This window comes from Rhodovulum sp. (assembly GCF_011048875.1).
GTDB classification, from domain to species: domain Bacteria; phylum Pseudomonadota; class Alphaproteobacteria; order Rhodobacterales; family Rhodobacteraceae; genus Rhodovulum; species Rhodovulum tesquicola.
In genome coordinates this window covers 1-23,312 of record NZ_DSDD01000079.1, presented here as the reverse complement: position 1 = coordinate 23,312, position 23,312 = coordinate 1, and the positions used below count along the sequence as shown (strand labels likewise).

General features: G+C 68.8%; 18 protein-coding genes and 1 pseudogene. 9 read left to right on the top strand and 10 right to left on the bottom strand.

What is annotated here, in order from left to right:
• A partial coding sequence (locus ENN83_RS02760) for a RecQ family ATP-dependent DNA helicase (protein WP_287183820.1) occupies positions 1-800 on the top strand: 800 nt, incomplete at its 5' end.
• A gap of 59 nt (positions 801-859) precedes the next feature.
• The gene (yaaA, locus tag ENN83_RS02755; RefSeq protein ID WP_287183816.1) at positions 860-1,636 is read left to right on the top strand and encodes a peroxide stress protein YaaA; all 777 of its coding nucleotides are present in this window, start codon (positions 860-862) and stop codon (positions 1,634-1,636) included.
• Between the two features lie 27 nt (positions 1,637-1,663).
• Here the strand turns inward: yaaA and ENN83_RS02750 are convergent, their stop codons facing one another.
• The 6 genes and pseudogenes from ENN83_RS02750 to ENN83_RS02725 all read right to left on the bottom strand — a co-directional run bounded on the left by ENN83_RS02750 (position 1,664) and on the right by ENN83_RS02725 (position 7,769).
• The gene (locus tag ENN83_RS02750; RefSeq protein ID WP_287183813.1) at positions 1,664-1,828 is read right to left on the bottom strand and encodes a hypothetical protein; all 165 of its coding nucleotides are present in this window, start codon (positions 1,826-1,828) and stop codon (positions 1,664-1,666) included.
• A gap of 22 nt (positions 1,829-1,850) precedes the next feature.
• Entirely contained in the window at positions 1,851-3,206 is a 1,356-nt protein-coding gene (locus ENN83_RS02745; protein ID WP_287183810.1) for an amidase, read from the bottom strand.
• Positions 3,199-4,614, bottom strand: a complete 1,416-nt coding sequence (locus tag ENN83_RS02740) for a TRAP transporter large permease (protein ID WP_287183807.1) — start codon at positions 4,612-4,614, stop codon at positions 3,199-3,201. Before ENN83_RS02740 ends, ENN83_RS02745 begins: the two co-directional genes overlap by 8 nt.
• Positions 4,611-5,195 carry a TRAP transporter small permease subunit gene (locus ENN83_RS02735; protein WP_287183804.1) on the bottom strand — a complete coding sequence of 195 codons (585 nt, stop codon included), beginning with the start codon at positions 5,193-5,195 and terminating at the stop codon, positions 4,611-4,613. The genes ENN83_RS02740 and ENN83_RS02735 overlap by 4 nt, the downstream gene beginning before the upstream one ends.
• Before the next feature lie 72 nt (positions 5,196-5,267).
• Positions 5,268-6,399 (bottom strand): annotated as a pseudogene (locus ENN83_RS02730) (TRAP transporter substrate-binding protein).
• A 134-nt stretch (positions 6,400-6,533) separates the two neighbouring features.
• Positions 6,534-7,769 (bottom strand): lytic murein transglycosylase, encoded by a 1,236-nt coding sequence (locus ENN83_RS02725; RefSeq protein WP_287183802.1) that lies wholly within the window; start codon positions 7,767-7,769, stop codon positions 6,534-6,536.
• Positions 7,770-7,921: 152 nt separating this feature from the next.
• Here ENN83_RS02725 and ENN83_RS02720 point away from each other — a divergent pair, with 152 nt between their 5' ends.
• The 5 genes from ENN83_RS02720 (at position 7,922) to ENN83_RS02700 (ending at position 17,016) form a co-directional block, all read left to right on the top strand.
• Positions 7,922-9,772: a sensor histidine kinase gene (locus tag ENN83_RS02720; RefSeq protein ID WP_287183799.1), complete on the top strand. Its 1,851-nt coding sequence runs from the start codon at positions 7,922-7,924 to the stop codon at positions 9,770-9,772.
• Positions 9,769-11,118, top strand: coding sequence for a sigma-54-dependent transcriptional regulator (locus ENN83_RS02715; protein WP_287183797.1), 1,350 nt, complete (start codon positions 9,769-9,771; stop codon positions 11,116-11,118). The genes ENN83_RS02720 and ENN83_RS02715 overlap by 4 nt, the downstream gene beginning before the upstream one ends.
• 210 nt (positions 11,119-11,328) lie before the next feature.
• Positions 11,329-12,291: a TAXI family TRAP transporter solute-binding subunit gene (locus ENN83_RS02710; RefSeq protein ID WP_349760088.1), complete on the top strand. Its 963-nt coding sequence runs from the start codon at positions 11,329-11,331 to the stop codon at positions 12,289-12,291.
• A 169-nt stretch (positions 12,292-12,460) separates the two neighbouring features.
• Positions 12,461-14,638, top strand: a complete 2,178-nt coding sequence (locus ENN83_RS02705; RefSeq protein ID WP_287183792.1) for a TRAP transporter permease — start codon at positions 12,461-12,463, stop codon at positions 14,636-14,638.
• Positions 14,639-14,721: 83 nt separating this feature from the next.
• On the top strand, positions 14,722-17,016 hold the full coding sequence (locus ENN83_RS02700) for a Tex family protein (RefSeq protein ID WP_287183789.1): 2,295 nt from the start codon (positions 14,722-14,724) through the stop codon (positions 17,014-17,016).
• Here ENN83_RS02700 and ENN83_RS02695 read toward each other — a convergent pair whose 3' ends face one another.
• The 4 genes from ENN83_RS02695 to ENN83_RS02680 all read right to left on the bottom strand — a co-directional run bounded on the left by ENN83_RS02695 (position 17,017) and on the right by ENN83_RS02680 (position 20,721).
• The gene (locus ENN83_RS02695; protein WP_287183786.1) at positions 17,017-18,348 is read right to left on the bottom strand and encodes a TRAP transporter large permease; all 1,332 of its coding nucleotides are present in this window, start codon (positions 18,346-18,348) and stop codon (positions 17,017-17,019) included.
• Positions 18,341-18,823: a TRAP transporter small permease gene (locus tag ENN83_RS02690; protein ID WP_287183782.1), complete on the bottom strand. Its 483-nt coding sequence runs from the start codon at positions 18,821-18,823 to the stop codon at positions 18,341-18,343. Before ENN83_RS02690 ends, ENN83_RS02695 begins: the two co-directional genes overlap by 8 nt.
• Positions 18,824-18,889: 66 nt before the next feature.
• Positions 18,890-19,894, bottom strand: a complete 1,005-nt coding sequence (locus ENN83_RS02685) for a DctP family TRAP transporter solute-binding subunit (RefSeq protein ID WP_287183779.1) — start codon at positions 19,892-19,894, stop codon at positions 18,890-18,892.
• Positions 19,891-20,721, bottom strand: coding sequence for an autotransporter outer membrane beta-barrel domain-containing protein (locus tag ENN83_RS02680; protein WP_287183776.1), 831 nt, complete (start codon positions 20,719-20,721; stop codon positions 19,891-19,893). The genes ENN83_RS02685 and ENN83_RS02680 overlap by 4 nt, the downstream gene beginning before the upstream one ends.
• 500 nt (positions 20,722-21,221) lie before the next feature.
• Here ENN83_RS02680 and ENN83_RS02675 point away from each other — a divergent pair, with 500 nt between their 5' ends.
• Both ENN83_RS02675 and ENN83_RS02670 read left to right on the top strand, forming a co-directional pair.
• A complete protein-coding gene (locus ENN83_RS02675; protein ID WP_287183773.1) occupies positions 21,222-22,466 on the top strand; it encodes a hypothetical protein in 1,245 nt (414 codons plus the stop codon).
• A partial coding sequence (locus ENN83_RS02670; RefSeq protein WP_287183770.1) for a hypothetical protein occupies positions 22,439-23,312 on the top strand: 874 nt, incomplete at its 3' end. The genes ENN83_RS02675 and ENN83_RS02670, both read left to right, overlap by 28 nt.

Below are 23,312 nucleotides of genomic sequence, written 5' to 3'. Positions count from 1 at the left end.
TGCGCACGGGCGAAAGCTTCGGCACCCAGCACCTGGTCGACATCCTGACAGGGACCGCAACCGACAAGATCCGCGCCCGCGGCCATGACCGGTTGCCCACCTTCGGCGTGGGGCGCGAGTTCGACCGGCGCGGCTGGCAGGCGGTGTTCCGCCAGATGATGGGCCGCGATCTGGTCCGCCCCGATCCCGACCGCCACGGCGCGCTGCGGATGATGGACGCCGCCCGCCCGATCCTGAAGGGCGAGGCCGTGATCGAGCTGCGCCGCGACACCATCGCCGCCGAGAAATCGCGCCCCGTGGTCAAGGCGTTGGTCTCCGACGAGGACGCGCCGCTTCTTTCCGCGCTCAAGGCGAAACGCCGCGCGCTGGCCGAGGCCGCGGGCGTGCCCGCCTATATCATCTTCACCGACCGCACCCTGATCGAGATGGCCGAGACGCGCCCCGCGACGCTGGACGAGATGGCGCGGATCGGCGGCGTCGGCGCAACCAAGCTCGACCGCTACGGCGCTGCATTCCTCGAGGTGATCGCCGGGGCGGCCGAACGGCCCCACCCGGCGCGGCTGCGGCTGGCGGGGTGCGAAGCGGGCGAAATCTTCGACCGGCTGATGGAGGTGCAGCGCGATCTCAGCCGCGGCGCGGACGGCACGGGGAAATACCTCTCCTGCACCCATACCACGCTGCGCCACATCGCCGAACGCCGCCCCGCCAGCATCGAGGACATGGCCCGCCTGCCCGGCATGGGTCCAGCCAAGGCCGACCGCTTCGGCCCCGCCTTCCTTCAGGTGCTGGCCGGGGAGTAAGGCTGGACGGCCCCGGCTCGTTTGCTATCTGTCCGCCCGACAAATCCGAAGGAACCCGCATGCTTGTCGTCATATCGCCCGCGAAACGGCTGGACCTTGCCCCGGTGGACGGCATCACGCCCACGGCGCCCGCCTTTCACGCGGATGCCGAGCATCTGGCGGCCGTCGCGGCCGAACTCGCGCCCGCGGACCTCTCGAAGCTCATGCATATCAGCGACAAGCTCGCGCGCCTGAACGCCGACCGTTTCCGCGATTTCGCCGCCGCGCCGCAACCCGAGGCGGTCAAGCCCGCGATCCTGATGTTCGCGGGCGACACCTATGCCGGGTTCGAGGCCGCCTCGCTGGATTCGGACGATCTGCGCTTTGCCCAGGACCGGCTGCGCATCCTGTCGGGGCTTTACGGTCTTCTGCGCCCGCTCGACGCGATCCAGCCGCACCGGCTGGAAATGGGCAGCCGGCTCAGGACCGACAGGGGCGAAACCCTCTATGCCTATTGGGGCGACCGGCTGGCCCTCGCCTTGAACGAGGCCGCGCAGGCGGCGGGCACCGACATTCTGGTGAACTGCGCCAGCCAGGAATATTTCGGCGCGGTCGACATGGGGGCGCTGCGCCTGCGGGTCATCACGCCCGTCTTCCTCGAGGATCGGCCGGGCGGGCCGAAGATCGTCAGCTTCTTCGCAAAGAAGGCGCGCGGCGCGATGGCGCGCTTCGTGGTCGAGCGGCGGCTGACCGATCCCGAGGCGCTGCTGGAGTTCGACACGGGCGGCTATCGCCACATCCCCGATCTGTCCGAACCGGACCGCCCGGTCTTTCTGCGGGGCGAAGTCGAGGCCTGACCCGCGCGCAAGGCGCGCCCGTGCCCGTCAGCCCCGCGGCTTGCCGCTCGAGGCGATGAAATCCCAGGCCACCAGCACCACGGTCACGCCGATGACCAGCCACAGGTCAAGCCGGGGCACGCCCATCGCGAGGATCCCCAGAAAACCCGCGAAGACGGCGAAGGCGAAAATCGCAAGCAGGCGGTCGATCATGGCCGGTCCTTTCCGTCGTCAGTTATGCATCGGCCCAGTCGCAGAGCCATTGCGCGGTCCGTAACAGCCGTGCGTCATTGCCGGTCTGTCCGACAAGCTGCACGCCCATCGGCAGCCCGTTTCCGGCGGTCATCAGCGGCACCGTGACCGCGGGCGTGCCGCACAGCGTCCATAGCCCGTTGAAGATCGCGCTGCCGGTCGAGCCCAGCCCCTCGGGCGCGGGGCCAAGGGCGGCGGGGCAGAGGATCGCGTCGCAGCGCTTGAAGATCTCGGCCAGCGCGGCATTCAGCACCGGTTTCCAGTCGAGCGCGGCCAGATAGTCGCGCGCGGAAATGGCGTTGCCCTCGTCCAGCGCGGCGCGGGTTTCCTCGGCCAGCTGGTCGGGGTCGCGGCTATAGCGGTGATAATAGCGCGCCATCTCGGCGAAATTGATGCGCCGCCGCTCGGCCTCGGCACCCGCAAAGGCGGGGGGCAGATCGACCTCGAAGACCTGATCGCCAAGTGCCTCGACCAGTTCGGCAAGACCCGCCTGCATCTCGGGATGGGCGTCGTCCCAGCCGGGCGGGCGGACAAAGGCGAAGACCGGCCTGACCGGCGGGGCGGCGCGCGCGACCTCGAACAGGCGGGGATGCGGGCCGGGTGCGGTGGCCGGATCGGCCGCGTCATGGCCGAACAGCGCCTCGGCCAGCAGCGCGGCGCCCAGCGGGTCGTTGGCAAAGACGCCCAGCGTATCCAGGCTGGGCGATTGCATCAGCACGCCGCGCCGCGGAATCGCGCCGAAGCTGGGCTTGAACCCCGTCACCCCGCAGAAGGAGGCGGGCCGGATCACCGAGCCGCCGGTCTGCGTGCCCACCGCCAGCGGCACCATGCCCGCCGCCACCGCCGCGGCCGAACCCGAGGAGGACCCGCCGGGCGTGTGCCCCGGGTTGTGCGGATTGCGCGTCTTGCCCGGATGCAGGAGGGCCAGTTCGGTCGTCACCGTCTTGCCCATCACGATGGCACCCGCCGCGCGCAGCCGTTCCACCAGAAAGGCATCGCGCTGCGGCACCCGGCCCCGGTCCAGCGCGGCGCCGTTCTTGGTGGGGATCTTGGCGGTGTCGATGACATCCTTCAGCCCTACCGGCAGCCCGTGCAGGGGTCCGATGGCGCGGCCGGTTTCGCGGTGACGGTCCAGCGCCTCGGCCTGCGCCATCGCGTGATCGCCGTCGAGCCAGGCCCAGGCCTGCACTTCGGGCTCGGCCTCGGCGATGCGCGCAAGCCAGGCCTCGACCATGTCGGCGGCGCGGAACTCGCCCGCGGCCAGCCTGTCGCGGATCGCGACCGCGCCCAGCGACAGGGCCGCCGCAGCCGACCGGGCGCGCGGGTTCGCCTTATCCATAGAACAGCCTCGGCAGGTAGTAGACGATCTCGGGATAGATATACATCAGCGCCATCGCCAGGATCACGCAGAACAGGAACGGCATCACCCCGCGGAAGATCGCCGTCAGCTGCACCGAGGGCGGCGCGATGCCCTTCAGGTAATAGGCCGACATCGCCATCGGTGGTGTCAGGAAACTGGTCTGAAGGTTCAGCGCCACGAGCACGCCGAAGAACATCGGGTCTATCTCGAAGAACTTCAGTAGCGGCAGGAAGATCGGCACGAAGATGATGATGATCTCGGACCATTCCAGCGGCCAGCCCAGCAGGAAGATGATGACCTGCGCAAGGATCAGGAATTGCAGCGGCGTCAGGTTCATGCCCTGCACGAATTCCGAGATCAGATGCTCGCCCCCCAGATAGGAGAACACCGCCGAGAAAGTGTAGGACCCGACGAACAGCCAGCACACCATCGCCGTCGTGCGCACCGTCAGATAGACGCTTTCGCGCAGCCGCTTGAAGCTCATCGCCCGGTAGATCACCGCCAGCAGCATGCCCCCCAGCGCGCCGATCGCGGCCGCCTCGGTCGGGGTGGCCAGGCCGAACAGGATCGAGCCCAGCACCGACGCGATCAGGAAGGCCAGCGGCAGGAACGAGGTGACGATCATCACCGCCAGCTTGCCGAAGGGCACTCTCGGCACCTCGTCCTCGGTGGGCCGCGGCGCGACCGACGGTTGCAGGATCGCCCGGCCCATGACGTAGATCAGGTAAAGCCCGACCAGCGTCAGACCCGGCAACAGCGCCGCGGCATAAAGCCGGACGATGGACACACCCGAGGCCGCGGCATAGACGATCAGCATGATCGAGGGCGGGATCAGGATGCCCAGCGTGCCGCCCGCGCAGATGATGCCGCTGGCGAATGACGGGCTGTAGCGCGCCTTGAGCATGGCGGGCAGCGCCAGCAGGCCCATCAGCGTTACCACCGCGCCGACGATGCCGGTTGCCGTGGCGAACAGCGCGCAGGTGATCAGCGAGGCCACCCCCATCGAGCCGGGCACGTTGCGCGCGGCGATGTTCAGCGTGCCGAACAGCCGGTCCACGATATTCGCGCGCTCGACGATATAGCCCATGAACAGGAACAGCGGCACCGCGGTCAGCACCTCGTTCGACATGACCGTATAGGTCTGGTTCACGAACAGGTCGAAGATGCGGTTGTTGAACAACCCCTCGATCCAGGTGGTCCACCGCTCCCACATGTCGGCGTCCTCGCCGAGGCGGTTGAAGCTTCGCCACATCCGGCCCGCGTCGAAATAGGCGTAATAGCCAAAGCCGATGCCCATCGCCATCAGCGTGAAGGCGATCGGAAAGCCCAGGAAGACGAAGAGGATGAACAGCCCCAGCATCATCAGGGCGATTTGGGGGTCCGTCATATGTGATGATCCCTCTCGGCCTTGTCGGCCTCTCGTATCAGGATGTCCTCGGTCTCTAACACGTCCTCTTTGGCCAGAAGCCATTCATTGGTGCGGATCGCCAGGATGCAGCGGCAGACCTGCGCGATGCCCTGCACGAACAGCAACAGCCCCGCCGCCACCAGAACCGACTTGAACTGGTAGATCGGAATGCCCGCCGGGCTGTTGATCGAAACCTCGGTATAGCTCCAGGAGCGCGAGGCATATTTCCAGCCCGCGAAGATCAGCGCCAGGATCCCGGGGAAGAAGAACAGGATATACAGCACCAGATCGACCTTGGCCTGGGTTCTGGGCTGCCACAGCCGATACAGGAAGTCGCCCCGCACATGCCCGCCCCGCGACAGCGTGTAGGCGCCGCCCATCATGAACAGCGTGCCATACATGATGAAGGACACGTCCAGTGCCCAGGGCGTCGGGTTGTTCATGACGTAGCGCACGAAGACCTCGTAGCCCGTGCCCACGGCCATCAGGATGATCAGCCAGGCGAATGCCCTGCCGAACCAGGCCGACAGGTTGTCGGCGAAACGGATGAATCCGACCACGACCATTCCCCCTTGTCACGCGACGACCCCGGCGGCTTTGGCCGCCGGGGTCTTTCAACTCTTGCCGATGGGTCAGAGGTTCAGGCGGCTCGGGAAGAAATGCTCGTAGGCGAGCGTCAGATCGGGCGCGTTCATCAGTTCGAAATAGGCGACCTTTTCCACCCAGGCGCGCTGGCTGTCCATGATCCGCTTGTTCAGATCGTCCTTTTCCAGATCGGCGATGATCTGGTCCCAGGCTTCCAGCTGGGCGGCCAGGATTTCTTTCGAGGTGCGGTGCACGGTGACGCCGAACTCCTCGCGGATGCGCTCCAGGTCGTTGGAATATTCGCGCAGCGACAGCGCGGTGTTCGAGGTGGAGGCCGCCTCGACCCCGTATTTCAGGATCGCCTGCAGATCCTCGTCCAGATCGTCGAAGAAATCCTTGTTGAACGCGAATTCGAAGGATTCGGACGCCTGGTGATAGGACGACAGGTAGTAGTTCTTGGCCACGTCCGGCGCGCCGAAGCGCAGGTCAGAGGACGGGTTGTTGAACTCGAAGGCGTCGATCACGCCGCGTTCCATCGCCGGGACGATCTCGCCGCCCGGAAGCTGCGCAACGCTCATCCCCATGGCCTGCAGCAGGTCGGCCGCCAGCCCCACGGTGCGATACTTGAAGCCCTGCAGGTCGGCCGGGGTGTTCACCTCGCCCTTGAACCAGCCGAAGGGCTGGGCGGGCATCGGGAAGCCCATGAAGCCGTAGACGTTCAGCCGCAGCACGTCCTGCGTCAGCTCGCGGTAAAGTTCCGCGCCGCCACCCTGGTAGAACCAGCCCAGCATCGTGTTGGCATTGCCGCCAAAGACCGGGCCGGTGCCGAAGAACGACGCCGCCTTGTGCTTGCCATACCAGTAGACGGGCACCGTATGCGTGGCGTCGATCACGCCGTCATGCACCGCATCCATCACCTGGAACGCGCCGACGACCGCACCCGCGGGCAGCAGGTCGACCCGCAGGCGGCCGCCCGACATCTCCTCGACCCGGGTGACGTATTTCACGCGCGAAATCCATCCAGATGTCGGAGGCGGGCCAGGAGGTCTGCATCTTGACCACCAGCGGCGACTGGGCCAGCACGGCCGGCGCTGCCAGCGCGGTTCCGGCGGCGGCCCCGCCCATCAGCGCCGATTTCTTCAGGAACGAGCGGCGGTCGAGCGATTTCTGTTCGGACATGTCTTTCCTCCCAAGCCCCTTCAGGGGCGTTAACTGTTCCCGCGGATGCGGGAAATTCGGCAAGTGGCCGAGATCCATAGCAGCCGTATTGCAGAGAGCAACCTATCCAAGCCGCCAGGGTTGGCAACCCGCGATCAGCGCAGCCGCCGCAACAACTCTGCCGAGGGCTGTCCGGTGACCGGCAGGCCCGCCCGTTGCTGATAGTTGCGGATTGCGGCTTCGGTGCGGGCGCCGATCACCCCGTCGGCGCCGCCGGTGTCAAGGCCCGCAGCGGTCAGGCGGCGCTGCAACTCCTTGCGGTCGTCCAGCGTCAGGCCAGTGGCATCCGGCGGAAAGCGTCCCCGGATCGGCGGCCGCCCCAGCAGCCGGTCGGACAGATGGCCCACCCCGATCGCGTAGTTCTGCGCGTTGTTGTAGCGCAGGAGCACGTCGAAGTTACGAAACAGCGCAAAGGCCGGGCCGCCCGGCCCGGCGGGCACCAGAATCGCCGTCGGCCCATGATCGGGCAGGGGGCGGCCGTTCATGTCCCGCACCCCCATCGCCGACCACGCGCCCGCCTCGCGCCGGTTGCCCCGCCCTGCGCGCGCGGTGTCGAAACCGGGCGGCAGTTGCACCTCCATCCCCCAGGGCCGGCCCGCCTGCCAGCCCGACCGGCCCAGATAGGCCGCCGCCGAGGCCAGCGCGTCGGTGGGATCGTCCGACCAGATATCGGCCCGCCCGTCGCCGTCGAAATCCACCGCATAGGCCAGATACGAGGTCGGGATGAACTGCGTATGACCCATCGCGCCCGCCCAGCTTCCGGTCATCCGTTCCGGGGTCACGTCGCCGCGTTGCAGGATCCGCAGCGCCGCGATCAGTTGCTGCTCGAAGAACGCCCCGCGCCGCCCGTCGAAGGCCAGCGTCGAGGTCGAGGCGACGACCGGAATATCCCCCCGCCGCTCGCCATACATGCTTTCCAGCCCCCAGATCGCCGTCACCACTTCGGGCGGCACGCCATGGCGCGCCTCGATGGCCCGCAGCACCGCCTGCCGCCGCGCAAGCTGGGCGCGGCCCTTGGCGATGCGCTCGTCCGAGGCGGCGATCGCCAGGTAGTCCTCCAGCGTGCGGGTGAACTCGGTCTGACTGCGGTCGCGCTCGACCACATCGGGCAGGAATCCCGCGGTCCTCAGCGCGCGGTCCAGCGTGGCGGGCGCAATGCCCTGCGTCGCGGCGCGCTGGCGGAACCCGGCCAGCCAGGCGTCATAGGCCGGATTGGCCACCGGCCGCGCCGTCGCGCGGCTGGCGGGCGGCGGGCTGCCGACCCCGCCCGAACAGGCCGCCAGCGCCGAGATCCCAAGCCATGCCGTCAGACTGCGTCGCGTGATCCTCATCGGTCCCTCCCTTGCCGGCCCGTGACCTGCATAAGCGATCCGCCCCGCCCCGGCAAAGCCCGGCCGCCGCCCCGGCGGGCGGGTTTGCCCGCGTCAGTCCGGCATGCTAGCGTCGCGCGGTCTTGGACAGCGAGAAAGGGACCGGCACCGACATGCCCGAACGGATCGCCGCAGCGACGGCCCGCGGCAGGCACGCCGCGCAGGGGGCGCTTGCGCTTTTCGGGCTGCTGGTCGTGCTGCTGGCCGGGGTCTTCGTGCATGCCCAGGCCCAGCGCGTCTTTCTGGACGATACCGCGCGGCGGGGCGATACCACGTTGCGGCTGGCGGTCTCGACGCTCACCGCGCAGCTCGACCGGTTCCAGCGGCTGCCCCGGCTGGTCGCCGAACAGCCGGTGATCCGCGCGCTGGCCGCCCATCCCCATGATCCCGCCCGCATCGCCGCCGCGAACCTGACGCTGCGCCATATCGCGGTGACGCTGGGCGCGTCGGACATCTATTTCATGGACCCGGGCGGGATCACCCGCGCGGCGTCGAATTTCGATCACCCGACCTCCTTCATCGGCGGCAATTTCGCCTTCCGTCCCTATTTCACGCAGGCGCTGGCGGGCGGCGAGGGGCGGTTCTTCGCGCTGGGCACGACCTCGGGCAAGCGCGGCTATTATTTCGGCGCACCGGTGCGGGTGGATGACCGGATCGCGGGGGTGATGGTCGTCAAGATCGACCTCGACGCGATCGAGGACACCTGGCGCGGCGGCGATGACGAGGTGTTGGTCACCGATCCCGAGAACATCATCTTCCTGTCCTCGCGGCCCGACTGGCTGTTCCGCCCCTATGTCCGGCCGGATGCCGATGCGGCGGACCGCACCCGGGCGACCCGGCGCTATGCCGACCGCGCGATCACGGGCGCGCCGCTGCTCACCGGCCTGCCGGGCCCGGACGGGCTGGCCCGGCCCGGGACAGGCGGCGCTATGCTGGCGCTGTCCGAATGGATGGAGACGGCGGGCTGGAAGGTGACCGTCCTTCTGGACACCGCTCTGGCCAGGCGCCAGGCCATCGTCTTCACGCTCGCGGTCATGCTGGCGCTGGGGCTTCTGATGGCGCTTGCCGCCGCGCTCTGGCAGCGGCGCGCGCGGCTGCGCGACCGCCTCGCCATGCAGGCCGCCGCCCGGGCCGAGCTCGAGCGCCGCGTGGCCGCGCGCACCGCCGAACTGGCTGCCCTGAACGCCCGGCTGGGCGCCGAGGTGGCCGAACGCGCCGCCGCCGAGGCCAACCTGCGCCAGGCCCAGGCCGACCTGATCCAGGCGGCCAAGCTGGCGGCGCTGGGCCAGATGTCGGCGGCGCTCAGCCACGAGTTCAACCAGCCGCTGGCCGCCGTGCGCAACTATGCCGAGACCCTGCCGGCGCTGGTGGAGCGCGGCCGCACCGACGAGGCGCGGCGAAATGCCGGGCGCATCCTCGCCCTGGTCGACCGGATGGCGGCGCTGGGTCGCGACCTGCGCAACTTCGCCCGCACGCCCGAACGCGGCGTTGGCCGGGCCTCGCTGCCCGAGGTGATCCGCGCGGCCTCCGAGATCGCGGGCCCGCGCCTGCGCGCGGTGGGCGCGGATCTGGCCGTGACGCTTGCCCCCGACCTGCCCGCGGTGGCCGGCGGCCCGCTCCGGCTGGAACAGGTGCTGGTCAATGTCATCACCAATGCCGCGGATGCGGTCGACGGGCGGGCCGACCGCCGCATCCTGCTGACCGCCGAACCGACGGCAACGGGCGCCCGTATCCGGGTCCGCGATTTCGGCCCCGGCGTGCCGGACGCGCTGCGCGAACGCATCTTCGATCCGTTCTTCACCACCAGGGGCGTCGGTCGCGGGCTGGGGTTGGGGCTGTCGATCTCCTACAACATCGTCAAGGATTTCGGCGGCGAACTGACGCTGGTCGATCCCGAAGGCGGCGGCGCCGAGTTCCGGATCGACCTGCGGCGCGCCGCGGACGAAGGGATACAGGCGGCGTGAGCGGGGCGCGCGTTCTTCTGGTCGATGACGAGCCCGACCTGCGCACCTCGACCGCGCAGGTGCTGGATCTCGAAGGCTTTGCCGTGCAGGAACTGGCCGAGGCGGGCCGCGTGCTGGATCTGGTCAGCTTCGGCTTTCCCGGCGTCGTCGTGACCGACATCCGGATGCCCGGCATGGACGGGCTGACGCTGATGAACCGCATCCACGAGATCGACCGCGATATTCCCGTGATCCTCGTGACCGGCCATGGCGATGTGCAGCTTGCCGTCCGGGCCATGCGCGACGGCGCCTATGATTTCGTGGAAAAGCCCTTTTCCGCCTCGCAACTGGCCGAGATCGTCGCCCGCGCCGCCGATTACCGGCGGCTGGTGGTCGAGAACCGCGTGCTGCGCGCCGCGGCCGGTCAGGCCGACGATCTCGAGGCCCGGCTGGTCGGCCGCTCGACCGCGATGATCGACCTGCGGCGGCGGATCCGGACCATCGGCCCGTCCGAGGCGGATGTGCTCGTCATCGGCGAGACCGGCACCGGCAAGGATCTGGTCGCCCGCGCGCTGCACGATCTGTCGCCGCGCGCGCAACGCCCCTTTGTCGCCATCGACTGCGTCGCGCTGCCGCCCGCCCTGATCGAAAGCGAGTTGTTCGGCCACGAGGCGGGCGCCTTTGCCGGGGCGTTGCGGCCGCGGGTGGGCAAGCTGGAACATGCCCGCGGCGGCACGGTGCTGCTGGACGACATCGCCTCGATGCCGATCGAGACGCAGGGGACGCTGTTGCATGTGATCGAGCGGCGCGAGATCACGCGGCTCGGCTCGAACGAGGCGGTGCCGCTCGATCTGCGCTTCATGGCGACCAGCCGGATGCCGCTGGAGGAGGAGGTGGCCGCGGGCCGGTTCCGGGCCGATCTGCTTTACCGGCTGAACGTGGTCACGCTGACCGTGCCGCCGCTGGCCGCGCGGCCCGAGGATGTGGCGCCGCTGTTCCTGCGGCTGGTGGCCGAGGCCGCGCAACGCCACCGGGTCGAGCCGCCCGGCCCCCCGCCCGCGCTGGTCGCGGCGGTGGCGGCGCGCGACTGGCCGGGCAATGTCCGCGAACTCAGGAACGCCGCCGACCGCTATGCGCTGGGGCTGGGCATCGCCGAGATGCCGGGCGAGACCGAGTCGCCCTCACGCCTGGCCGCCCGCGTCGCGGCCTTCGAGAAGCGCGAGATCGAGGCCGCGCTGGCGGCCCACAAGGGCGCGATCCGGCCGGTCTACGAGGCGCTGGGCCTGTCGCGCAAGACGCTGTGGGAGAAGATGCAGAAGCACGGCATCGACAAGACCGCCTTCGGCGCCGCGGACGACGACGAGTAAACGGATGGGGGGAATTCCCCCCATGCCCCGGCGGCCGATGTTACGAAATCCACACATTTCGCGCCGCGTGCGGCGGTTTTCTTCCCTCGATCGCATCTGTAAGGTTGCACAGCGGCGCCCGTCGCCCCCTGATATGCCGCGTGCTCCGGCGGGGCGGCTGCCTGCCGCGCCGGAATCGCCAACCAGGTTCATGGGAGGACCCCAATGTTGATGACCCGTATCGCGGCCCTTGCGGTCGCCGCCACGCTTGCCCTGCCCGCCGCCGCCGAGGATCGTGCGGACTGGCCCAACAGCCTGACCATCGGCACCGCCAGCCAGGGCGGCACCTATTTCGTCTATGGCAACGGCTTTGCCAGCTTCATCTCCGAGCAGCTCGGCGTGAATGCCACGGGCGAGGTGACCGGCGGCCCGGTGCAGAACGTGACGTTGGTGGAAACCGGCGACCACCTGATGGGCCTTGTGACCATGGGCCCGGCCTATGACGCCTGGATGGGCAAGTCGGAACTGGCGCCGGGGCTGGAACACCGCTCGATCCGCGCGCTGTTCCCGATGTACCAGACGCCGTTCCAGGTCGTCGCGCTGCGCTCGTCGGGCATCACCTCGGTGTCCGATCTGGACGGCAAGCGCGTTTCGGTCGGCCCGGCGGGCGGCACGCCCGGCACCTACTGGCCGCTGTTCATGGAGGTGCTCGGCGTGAATGCCCGCGTCTCGAATGCCGGTGCCGCGGATGCCGCGGGCCAGCTTCAGGACGGCCTGATCGACGCCTTCGCCTTTGCCGCGGGCGTGCCGATCTCGGCCTTCGCGGAACTCGCGGCCAGCCAGGACGTGGTGATGTTCGGCTTCAACGAGGAAGAGATGCCGAAGATCCTCGAGGCCTTCCCGGCCATGGCGCCCCTGACGATCCCGGCGGGCACCTATGCGGGCCATGACTACGACCAGCCCACCGTCGCACTGTGGAACTTCGCCGTCGCGCATTCCGACATGCCCGATAGCCTGGCCTACGAGATCACCACGCTGGCGATGGAAAACCATGACCGCATGCTGCAGATCCATGCCGCGGCCAGCGAGACGCTGATCGAGAACTGGGACAAGAACACCTTCATGCCGTTCCATCCCGGCGCCGTGCGCTTCTACGAGGAAGCAGGCATCGAGATTCCCGACGATCTGAAGTAAGCTGACCCGGTCCCGCGCCTGCCTTGCAAGGGCGGGCGCGGGACCGGGAGCCGCGCTCCGGTCGGCGCGCGATGCGGGCCGGCCGTCTCGTGCAAAGAACATCAGAGGCGCGGACCACCTGACCCGGTCGGGTCGGCAACCGCTCCGGCCGACCGAGGGGGGGAAGGCCATGCAATCCAATCCGACGGCCGCCGCGGCGGACGAGGCGGGGCCCGATATCGCAAGAGGCGTCGACGCCGAAACCTATGCGTCGAACCAGCGGCGCCCCGGATACCTGCTCGGTCGAGTGCTGGCGCTGATCTGCGCGGGCTACACGATCTTCCATGTCGGCGTGCTTTACCTCTACCCGCTTGAACCCTGGGTCTACCGGCTGATCCATGTCGGCGGCGGGCTGGCCATCGGCTTCCTGCTGTTCTCGACCGCCACCTTCGGCGAGGAGCCCGGGCCGCGCGGGCTGAACCGGCTGCGCCTTGCGCTGATCGCGCCCGGGGCCGCGGCGATCACGGCGGCCTTCCTTCAGGCGGTGGGCTTTCATTTCGGCATCGGCGGCGTCGATCAGGCGGCGGCGCGCGATGCGATGGTGCTGTCCTTCGGCTGGCCGCTGCTGCTGGGCTCGATCTGGCTGGTGGGGCTGGGCTGGTTCGTGCCCGACCGCAGCCGCGAGCGGCTGGACCTTGCGGATGTCTTCCTGGCCGTCGCCGCGATCACGGTCGCGCTCTACATCATCCACCACGCGCCCTTCCTGCGGCTGCGCGCGGGCACCGCGCTGGCCAAGCAGGCGGACATGTTCGCCGCCGCGGCGGGCGTTCTGCTGATCCTCGAACTGACGCGGCGGCTGGCCGGGCTGGCGCTGGTGGTGATCGCGGGGATCTTCGTGATCTATGCCTTTGTCGGGCCATGGCTGCCCGGCATCCTGGAACATCGTGGCTACTCGGCGACACGCTTCTTCACCTATGTCTATACCGACCAGGGCATCCTCGGCCCGACCACGGCGATTTCATCGACCTACATCATCCTGTTCGTGACCTTCGCCGCCTTCCTTCAGGCCAGCCGCGTGGGCGAGTATTTCGTCAATTTCGCCTTTGCCGCGGCCGGGCATCTGCGCGGCGGACCGGCCAAGGTGGCGGTGTTCGGCTCGGGCCTGATGGGCATGATCAACGGCACATCGGCGGGCAACGTGGTGGCCACCGGCTCGCTGACCATCCCGCTGATGAAGAAGGTGGGCTACAAGCCCCAGACCGCCGGCGCGATCGAGGCCGCGGCCTCCTCGGGCGGGCAGATCCTGCCGCCGATCATGGGGGCGGGCGCCTTCATCATGTCCGAGATCACGGGCATCGCCTATACCGAGGTCGTGATCGCGGCGATCATCCCCGCGCTGCTCTACTTTGCCTGCGTGCTGTTCAATGTCGATCTGGCCGCGCGCAAATACGGCATGAAGGGCCTGCCGCGCGAGGAATTGCCGCGCTTCGACGTGCTGGCGCGCAAGACGTTCCTGTTCCTGCCGATCATCATCCTGATCGCCACGCTGTTCGCGGGCTATTCGGTCATCCGGGCGGGCGTCTGGGCGATGGCGGCGGCCACGGTGGTCAGCTGGCTGACGCCCTATCGCATGGGGCCGGTCGCGATCCTGCGCGCGTTCGAGCTGGCCGCCAAGATGAGCCTGCAACTGATCGCGGTCTGCGCCGCGGCGGGCATCATCGTGGGCGTGATCGCGCTGACCGGCATCGGCACGCGGTTCTCGGGGCTGTTGCTGGGGCTGGCCGGGCAAAGCCAGCTTGTCGCGCTGTTCTTCGCGATGATCGTGGCGATCATCCTCGGCATGGGGATGCCGACAACGGCGGCCTATGCGGTGGCGGCCTCGGTCATCGCGCCGGGGCTGGTGCAGATGGGCATCCAGCCGCTTCTGGCGCATTTCTTCATCTTCTACTTCGCGGTGATGTCGGCGATCACGCCGCCCGTGGCGCTGGCCGCCTATGCGGGGGCGGCCATCGCGCAATCCGACCCGATGAAGACCAGCGTCGAGGCATTCAAGTTCGGGCTGGCGGCTTTTGTCGTGCCGTTCATGATCTTCGCCTCGCCCGCGCTGTTGATGCAGGGGCACTGGACCGAGGTCGTGCATGTCACCGCCTCGGCCGCCTTCGGGGTGTTCCTGCTGTCGGCGGCGGTGCAGGGCTGGTTCATGGGCACGCTTAATCCGGCATTGCGCCTGTTTGTTGGCGCCGCGGCGCTTGCGATGATCGACGGCGGCTGGCTGACCGATGGCATCGGGCTTGGCGCGGCGCTGATCGTCTTGCTGCTTCAGCGTCGGCAGGTCGCCGCCCGCGACATTGCCCGCGGCGCGGACTGAGCAGGACAAGGCGCGGGCTGCCGCTTGGCGCGGCCCGCGCCCTCCGCTAGGAAGGCCGTCCAACCGCAGACAAGGATCTTGCCGTGACGACCGCCCAGGACCGCATCACCCGTACCATCGCCACCGAGATCGCCGCCGCGCCCGCGCAGGTTCAGGCCGCGGTCCAGTTGCTGGACGGGGGCGCGACCGTGCCCTTTGTCGCGCGCTACCGCAAGGAGGTGACCGGCGGGCTGTACGATACCCAGTTGCGCCTGCTGGCCGACCGGCTGGCCTATCTGCGCGAGATGGAGGCGCGGCGCGAAACGATCCTGAATTCGATCCGCGAGCAGGGCAAGCTGACCGATGCGCTGGCCCGCGCCATCGCCGGGGCCGGGACCAAGGCCACGCTCGAAGACATCTACCTGCCCTTCAAGCCCAAGCGCCGCACCAAGGCGATGATCGCCCGCGAGAACGGGCTGGAGCCGCTGCTGCGCGCGATCATGGACGACCGGGGCGCGGCGCCCGAGACGCTGGCGGCGGGCTATCTGTCGGACGCCGTGCCCGATGCCAAGACCGCGCTTGCGGGCGCACGCGACATCCTGGCCGAGCAACTGGCCGAGAATGCGGATCTTCTGGGTCGGCTGCGCGCCTTCATGCAGGACGAGGCGTTCATCGCCGCCCGCGTCGTGCCCGGCAAGGAGGTCGCGGGCGCCAAGTTCTCGGATTATTTCGACCATCGCGAGAAATGGGCCACGATCCCCGCGCACCGGGCGCTGGCGATCCTGCGCGCCTCCAAGGAAGAGGTCGTGACCATCGAGATCGCCCCCGATCCCGAAACCGGCACGCCCCGCGCCATCGGCATGCTCGCCGCCGAGATCGGGATCGCGGGCGACGGCCCGGGCGATGCCTGGCTGCGCGCGGCGGCGGGCTGGACCTGGCGGGTCAAGCTGGGCCTGACGATGTATATGGACCTGCTGGGCGAATTGCGCCGCCGCGCCCATGAGGAGGCCATCGCCGTCTTTGCCCGCAACCTGCGCGACCTGCTGCTGGCCGCGCCTGCGGGGGCGCGCCCGACGCTGGGGCTGGACCCCGGCATCCGCACCGGCGTAAAGGCCGCGGTGGTGGACGCCACCGGCAAGCTGGTCGAGACGGCGACGCTGTATCCCTTTCAGCCGAAGAACGACCTGCGCGGGGCCATGGCGACGGTGCTGGAACTGGTCCGCCGCCATGGCGTCGAGCTGATCGCCATCGGCAACGGCATCGCCAGCCGCGAAACCGAGCGTTTCGTGGCCGAGGCGCTGCGCCTTCTGCCCGACGCCGAGCCGCGCCCGGTCAAGGTGGTGGTGTCCGAGGCGGGCGCGTCGGTCTATTCCGCCTCGGAACTGGCGGCGCGCGAATTTCCCGATCTGGACGTGTCCCTGCGCGGCGCCGTGTCCATCGCGCGGCGGCTCCAGGATCCGCTGGCCGAACTGGTCAAGATCGAGCCGAAATCCATCGGCGTCGGCCAGTACCAGCATGACGTGGACCAGCGCCGCCTTGCCCAGACGCTGGAGGCGGTGGTCGAGGACGCGGTGAACGCCGTGGGGGTGGACCTGAATACCGCGTCCGCGCCGCTGCTGGCCCATGTCGCGGGGCTGGGGCCGTCGCTGGCGCAGGCCATCGTCGCCCATCGCGATGCCAATGGCGCCTTTCCCTCGCGCAAGGCGTTGCTCAAGGTCGGCGGGCTGGGGCCGAAGGCGTTCGAACAGGCGGCGGGCTTCCTGCGCATCCAGGGCGGCACCGAGCCGCTGGATGCCTCCTCCGTCCACCCCGAGGCCTATGGCGTGGCCCGCCGGATCGTCGCCGCCTGCGGCCGCGACCTGCGCGAGATCATGGGCAACGGCGCGGCGCTCAAGGGGCTGAAACCCGAGCAATTCGTAGACGACCGTTTCGGCCTGCCCACGGTGCGCGACATCCTTGCCGAACTGGAAAAACCCGGCCGCGACCCGCGCCCCGAATTCCGTACCGCCGCCTTTGCCGACGGGGTCGAGGACATCAAGGATCTGAAACCCGGCATGATGCTGGAAGGCACCGTGACCAACGTGGCCGCCTTTGGCGCCTTCGTCGATATCGGCGTGCATCAGGACGGGCTGGTGCATGTCAGCCAGCTTGCCGACCGCTTCGTGCGTGACCCGCACGAGGTCGTCAAGGCGGGCGATGTGGTCAAGGTGCGCGTGGTCGAGATCGACATTCCCCGCAAGCGCATCGGCCTGTCGATGCGCAAGGAAGCCGCCGCCGCCGACCCGCGCCCCGCCAGCCCCGCGCGCGCCCGGGGCACGGGCAAGCCGCGCGCGCCCGAAGGGTCCGGCCGGGGCGCGCTGGGCGATGCGCTGCGCGCGGCGATGACGCGCAAGGAGTGATCAGCGCAGCATCCCCACCAGCGTCAGCGACAATGCGGGCAGGGCGGCGATCGCGGCCAGCCCCAGAAGGCTTGCGATCAGGAAGGGCAGGGCGCCCCGCGCGATGCGCTCGATTGACAGGCGCGTGACATTCGCCGCGACGTAAAGATTGATGCCCACCGGCGGCGTGAACAGCCCGATGGCCAGGTTCACCATCACCACCACCCCGAACCAGGCCGGATCCCAGCCCATTTCCCGCATCACCGGCAGAAAGATCGGCAGCGAGATGAACATCACCGTCACCGGGTCCATGAACATCCCCGCGACCAGCAGCACGACCATGATGACCAGCAGGATCACCCATTCATTGCCGCTCAGACCCAGCAGCGCGCCGGAATAGCTCCCGATCAGATCCTCGACATTGACCACCCAGCCGAACAGCCCCGCATAGGCCACCACCAGCATCACCACCGCAGAGGACGCGGCCGCATTGGCCAGCGCCTCGTAAAGCCCGCGCAAGGTCAGCGTGCGATAGGCCAGCGCGCCGACGCCCAGCGCATAGACGGTCGCGACCAGCGCCGCCTCGGTCGGGGTGAAGATGCCCGAATAGATCCCGCCCAGGATCACCAGTGGCGTCAGAAGGCCCCAGAACGCCTCGCGGAAGGACAGCCACAGCCGCCGACCATAGGGCAGCGCGGCATGCGGCATCGGGCTCAGCGCGTCCAGCGCGGGGCTTGTCGCAGGCCCCTCGCGCCGGGCGAAGGGCAGGGTGGCCAGCATCATCAGCCCCATGAACAGGCCGGGGATGATCGCCGCGATGAACAGCTGCGAGATCGAGGTTTCCGCGATCACGCCATAGATCACCAGCCCGATCGAGGGCGGGATCACGATGGACAGCGCCGCGCCGGTGCAGACCAGCCCCGCCGCATAGGCGCGGGAATAGCCGTCCTCCTCCATCCCCTTGACGATCATCGGCCCGATGGCCGCGACCGAGGCCGGACCGGACCCGCTGACCGCGCCCCAGAACAGGCAGACCACCGTCCCCACAACCCCCATGCCGCCGGGGGTGGACCCGATCAGCACGCGGAAGAAGCGGATCATGCGTTCCGCGATCCCCGTCGTGCCCATCAGCGTGCCCGCAAGGATGAAGAACGGGATCGCCAGCAGCGAGAACTTGGTGACGCCCGCCGCGATCAGGTCGCCCGCAAGCTCCAGCCCGAATCCGATCTGCCACATCGCATGGATCGCCGACAGGCCCAGCGCAAAGGCCACCGGCACGCGCAGCGCCATCAGCAGGAAGAACAGGATCACCATCCCGGTGCCCGCGCCGAGGCCGGGGAACAGATCAGGCATCGGATCCCCCGTCGCCCATGCCGCGCAGCACATCCCGCGCGTGTTGCAGATAGCGGATCAGGATCAGAGCAAAGCCGAACGGCACCGCCGCTTGGTAATACCACGCGGGCAGGCCCAGCGCGTAGGAGCGGATGCCGCTGGACAACTGGTTGGTCAGGGTCTGCCACGAGAACCAGGCCGACAGCGCCAGAAGCAGCACGGACAGCGCGGCGGCCAGCACGAAAAGCGGCCTGCGCAAGGCGCGCGGCAGCAGGTCATGGACCAGCGTCACTGACAGATTCTCGCCCCGCCGCGCGGCGATGGCGGCGCCGAACACGGTCAGCAGCAGGAAGCCGTTGGTCAGCAACTCCTCGGTCGCGGCAAGCGAGTAGTTCGTGCCGTAGCGGACCACCACATTGGCAAAGCCGATGGCGGTCATGCCCAGGAACAGGACCGCGCAGACGATCTTTTCCGCCTCGTCGAGAAGGAAACGCATCGGGCTTTCCCGCTATGCCGAACGAAGGGCAGGCCCGCGCCGGGCGGACCTGCGCCGTTTCATCGGTTACTGCGCTTCCGCGATGGCCGCGCGGAACGCCTCGACGATCTCGGGGCCGACCTTGGCCGCCCATGTGTCAAAGGCCGGCTGCGTCGCCTCGCGGAAGGCGGCCAGCTGCTCGGGGCTCAGTTCGGTGACCTCCATCCCCTTCTCGCGCAGGAAGTCGATGCCGCTGGCGGTGCCGTCGCGGGTGATCTGGCGCTGGTATTCCATCGCCTCGATGGCGGCGGTCCGCAGCTTGTCCTGCATCCCGGCATCATAGCTGTCCCACTTGGCCTTCGAGATGCCAAGGAAGATCGGGTCATAGGAATAATGCCAGGTCGTCAGGTATTTCTGCATCTCGTAGACCTGCTGCGGAATGATGACCGCGCCGATCGGGTTTTCCTGCCCGTCGACCACGCCCTGTTGCAGCGCGGTCAGCGTTTCCGACCACTGCATCTGCTGCGGATTGGCGCCCAGCGCGTTCATCACGTCGATATACATCGGCCCCGCGACGCGCATGTTCAGCCCCTTCATGTCGTCGGGGCTGGTGATCGGGCGGGTGTTGTTGGTGATCTCGCGAAAGCCGTTCTCGCCCCAGGCCAGCACGACGATGCCCTTTTCCAGAAGGATGTCGGCCATCATCTGGCCGGGCGCGCCCTGCGTGGTCGCGTCGACCTCGTCATAGGAGGAATAGAGATAGGGCAGCGAGAACACCGCCATTTCGGGCACCAGCGGCGTGACGTTGATCGCCGAGGTCAGCACCAGGTCCAGCGCGCCGCGGCCGATCATCTCGGCCTGCTTCATCTGGTCGCCGCCCGAAAGCTGGGCATTGGGGAAGACCCGCACCGAAATGTCGCCGCCGGTCGCCTCGGAGATCAGTTCGCCGAACTTCTCGGCGCCCTTGTGCCAGGTGGTGGTGTCGCCGACATTGTGCGACAGCCGCAGTGTCTCGGCCGAGGCCGTGCCCAGCATCATCGCGCCCACGACCAGGGCGGCGAACGCGCCCCTGCCCAGAGTGATCGCCTTCATGGAACTCCTCCGTCTTGTCCGTTCGCCCTTGCCGGGCGGATTCTGCGGGGCACGCCACGCCGCCCCGTGGCCGGTATCAAGACCAGATGCAAGGCCCGGGCACAAGACGCGATGCGCCTTGCATCCCGCCGATGTAAGAACGGAAAGGCAACGCCCAGTTGCAGGTATCGCGTCTCGAAATCGCCGTTGCGTTCCAGATAGACCCCCAGATTGGCCATGCCGCCCCCCTGCATCTGGCGCGCAAGGCCCAGGCTCAAGACGGCGGTATCGGCCTCGGGATAGCGGTCGGGAATATTCGCGATCTGGTCGGAAAACAGGGTGAACGCGTTCCCCGGCGCAAAGCCCGTCACCAGCGCCGAGGGCCGTTGCGGCGGGCGTTTCCCGAACTCGTGGACCAGCACGACAAAGGCCCATGGGGTGATCGTCCGGCCCTGCCCGATCGCGACCTCGCCCGAAACGTCGATGCCGCGGAACAGGCTCCGGCTGACCCGGGTCTCCCGGTCGAGCATCGTGGCGAATTGCGTATGCGCCTGCTGCGTCAGGCCAAGGATCTGGCCGCCGCCGAAATGGCCCACGCTCAGCCCCGGCTGGCGGACCAGCGGGGCATGGATCCGCGCGTGGATCTCGACCATATGGCCGTCCCATCGGTCGACATTGCCCAGAAAGCTGTTGCGGAACCGCTGGCCGCTGACGCTGAAGCCGACCTGCGCGACATAATCCTCGCGGATCTGGAACAGATCGACGCCGAAGCCCAGGCTGTCGGCGCGAAGATCCTGAAAGATCTGCTGAGACGCGACATCGGACCGCCCGGCCGCAAGGCGGAACATCAGGCGCTGATCGTCCCGCGGGCGGGTCGTCAGGGCAAGATCGACCCGCTCAGCGTGACCTCGGCATCCGTGGCAAGCGCCGTGTTGCGCGGATCGGTTGCCGCGCCAAGGCCCCGGAACGTCAACGCCCGCTCCTGCCCCGCGGCCCGATCCTGCACCCCCGGCGCCGGACCTGCAGCCAGTCCGGCCCGGCGCGCGCAGGGGCCGCGCAGGCCATGCCGAAAGCGACAAGAACGGCCGGGAACATACGGATCATTGCGGCGGTCCTTTCCGGGCGCAAGGGACCGGGCAACTCCCTTGACTTGTGCCAATGGCTCCGTATCCTTCTCATGAATTGTTCCTCGCAGGCGAAATACGCAAGATAATTGCGTCTTTTGGGGGGTGACGACACGCCCGCAAAGGGCGGGGCGCGTGCTGTTCCCGTCGCCCAAGTTTCCTGTCCGCCACACCTGCCCCGGATGGCGGTCTCTCGCGCCCCGGGCCTTCGAGAGAGGGCGAAGGTGAAGCTCGCGATCGCCTTCTGGGAACAACGCGCCCCCAAATCCTATTTCTACCTGCTGACGCCGGACCGGGTCGTGTCGCGGACGGGGGGCTGGTTCGGGATCTTCATCCATACCCCCGCGCCGCAGGACACCACGCGGCTGGCCTATCTCTCGCACAATCTCAAGATGCTCCAGAACCCGATGCTCTATTTCGTGCAGAGCTTCGTCTTCTTCGAGACCGGGCTGGGGGATGGCAACATCAAGGATGTCGTCGCGGGACCCGAGGCCTGTGACTGGTCCGCCATCGGCGTGGCATCGCTGGCCTGGGTGCCCGAGATCGCGCCGGTCGCCGCCCTGCCGATGGTGCCGCTTGTCGACCGCCGGACCAAGCGCTTCGCCGTTCTGCTGGACGCGCCCGAGACCCGCCCGCTGGTCCTGCTGGAGGACGGCGCGCAACCTGGCTCGCTGCGGCTGGCGGCCGAGGGGCAGGCCAGGATCGAGGTTGACGCCAGCGCCGCCGATGACGGCCTCGTGCTGAGTTGCGACGCCGGTTTCGGCCTGCTGCGCGGCACGCCCAAGGGCAAGCCCGCGCCGCCCCTGTTCCGCGTGCCGCCCGGCACCTCGGTCCGGATCGACGCGCGGGGCGCCGCGGCGGGCTGCCTGCGGGCGGCGGGCGCGCTGGCCACGCCGGTTTCCGATCTTGTGGTCGGGTTCCGCTACGAGCTTGGCGCGCGCGGGCTGCTGGCCACTCCGGCGCTGAACGCGCCCGACGGGCCGGACGGGCACCCGGCCACGCTCTGCCTCTCGCCCAACGCGGTGCTCGACCCCGCGCGCAGCGGGTTCGCGCTGGACCCGGCCGGGGCGGGGTTTGGGTCGGCCTTCCGCACCCGGGGCGGCGGCACCATCGCCCTTGCCCCCGATCCCGGGGCGGCAGTCAGCTTGTCTTCAACCGCGGTGACGGGGCCATGCGCTACCTCACGCGCGACGGCCCGTTCGTCGCTTCGCCACCCCCGGGGGCGGGCGACAGCGCGTTCCTGTGCGGGCTGTGGGGCGTCGAATACATCGCGCTGGCACCGGGCGCGGCATCGGCCTTCTTCCCCGCCCCGCCCTATGCGGCGATGCCGGGGCTCGGCGCCGCGCAGGATCCCGCGCTGGTCCGCGCCTTCGAGCTGCACCACCTCAAACCCACGCGCCGCGCCGCGATCGCCTAGGCGGCGACGGGACAGGCCGCCGCGATGGCCGGGGCCACCACCTGCGCGGTGACGCCGCAGGGCCACAAGGCGACGTTCCGGAACGGGCATTGGAGCGCGCTTGACGTGGCCGCGATGCAGGGCCCCGATACCCAGGTCGCGATCCGGTTCGAGGCAGAGCCGGGCAAGGCCCTGCCCGATGCCTTGCAGGATGCGTTCCTGACCAACCAGCAATTCGTGGTGATGACGCAGGACTGCGGCAATCTCGGCCGGTTCTCCCCGAAAATCCGCATGAGCGGCTGGGAATTCGACCTCGACCTGTCGGGGAACACCACGATCGGCAGCTATCGCAACGTGCTGATCTTCAAATCGGCCAGCGCCTCGCTGGCGCAACTGGCCGCTGCGCCGGACCTCTGGACCGGAACCGCGGTCTTCAACAGCGAGGCCGAGCCCGAGGGCGCCTATCTCTCGGCCTGGCTGACCGCCTATCTGGACGAGGCACGCCGGATCCATGACGGCGCGCGCGGCGTGGCAAGCCTTGGCGCCTTCTGCGCGTTGATCGACGATCCGGACTGGAACGGGGTGCTGGCGCTGAACGTGGGCGTCGATCCCGCCGCCCTCGCCCCCGAGATCGAGGCGCTGCTGACCAGCATCGACGACAGCTTGTTCGCCGCGCATCATATCGGCGACCTCGTCAACCATGTGGCGCCGCAGACGGGCGGCGATTTCGCGCTGAACAGTTCGGTCTTCGGGCTGATCCGCTATACCGACCCGGCCTATCGCGGGGGGCAGGACGACATCGCCTATCTGCCCACGCCGGACGATTTCGATTTCCGCGTGCCGACGCTTGAGGCCGTGTTCGAGGATGCGCGGCTGACGCATTTCTCGAACCGCTCGCTGATCGTCGCGAACCGGCTGT

What these genes read in the sequence shown, in the direction of transcription:
- yaaA (WP_287183816.1), top strand. Translation starts at nt 860, where the DNA reads ATGCTTGTCGTCATATCGCCCGCGAAACGGCTGGACCTTGCCCCGGTG.
- ENN83_RS02750 (WP_287183813.1), bottom strand. Translation starts at nt 1,828, where the DNA reads ATGATCGACCGCCTGCTTGCGATTTTCGCCTTCGCCGTCTTCGCGGGT.
- ENN83_RS02745 (WP_287183810.1), bottom strand. Translation starts at nt 3,206, where the DNA reads ATGGATAAGGCGAACCCGCGCGCCCGGTCGGCTGCGGCGGCCCTGTCG.
- ENN83_RS02740 (WP_287183807.1), bottom strand. Translation starts at nt 4,614, where the DNA reads ATGACGGACCCCCAAATCGCCCTGATGATGCTGGGGCTGTTCATCCTC.
- ENN83_RS02725 (WP_287183802.1), bottom strand. Translation starts at nt 7,769, where the DNA reads ATGAGGATCACGCGACGCAGTCTGACGGCATGGCTTGGGATCTCGGCG.
- ENN83_RS02720 (WP_287183799.1), top strand. Translation starts at nt 7,922, where the DNA reads ATGCCCGAACGGATCGCCGCAGCGACGGCCCGCGGCAGGCACGCCGCG.
- ENN83_RS02710 (WP_349760088.1), top strand. Translation starts at nt 11,329, where the DNA reads ATGACCCGTATCGCGGCCCTTGCGGTCGCCGCCACGCTTGCCCTGCCC.
- ENN83_RS02705 (WP_287183792.1), top strand. Translation starts at nt 12,461, where the DNA reads ATGCAATCCAATCCGACGGCCGCCGCGGCGGACGAGGCGGGGCCCGAT.
- ENN83_RS02695 (WP_287183786.1), bottom strand. Translation starts at nt 18,348, where the DNA reads ATGCCTGATCTGTTCCCCGGCCTCGGCGCGGGCACCGGGATGGTGATC.
- ENN83_RS02690 (WP_287183782.1), bottom strand. Translation starts at nt 18,823, where the DNA reads ATGCGTTTCCTTCTCGACGAGGCGGAAAAGATCGTCTGCGCGGTCCTG.
- ENN83_RS02685 (WP_287183779.1), bottom strand. Translation starts at nt 19,894, where the DNA reads ATGAAGGCGATCACTCTGGGCAGGGGCGCGTTCGCCGCCCTGGTCGTG.
- ENN83_RS02680 (WP_287183776.1), bottom strand. Translation starts at nt 20,721, where the DNA reads ATGTTCCGCCTTGCGGCCGGGCGGTCCGATGTCGCGTCTCAGCAGATC.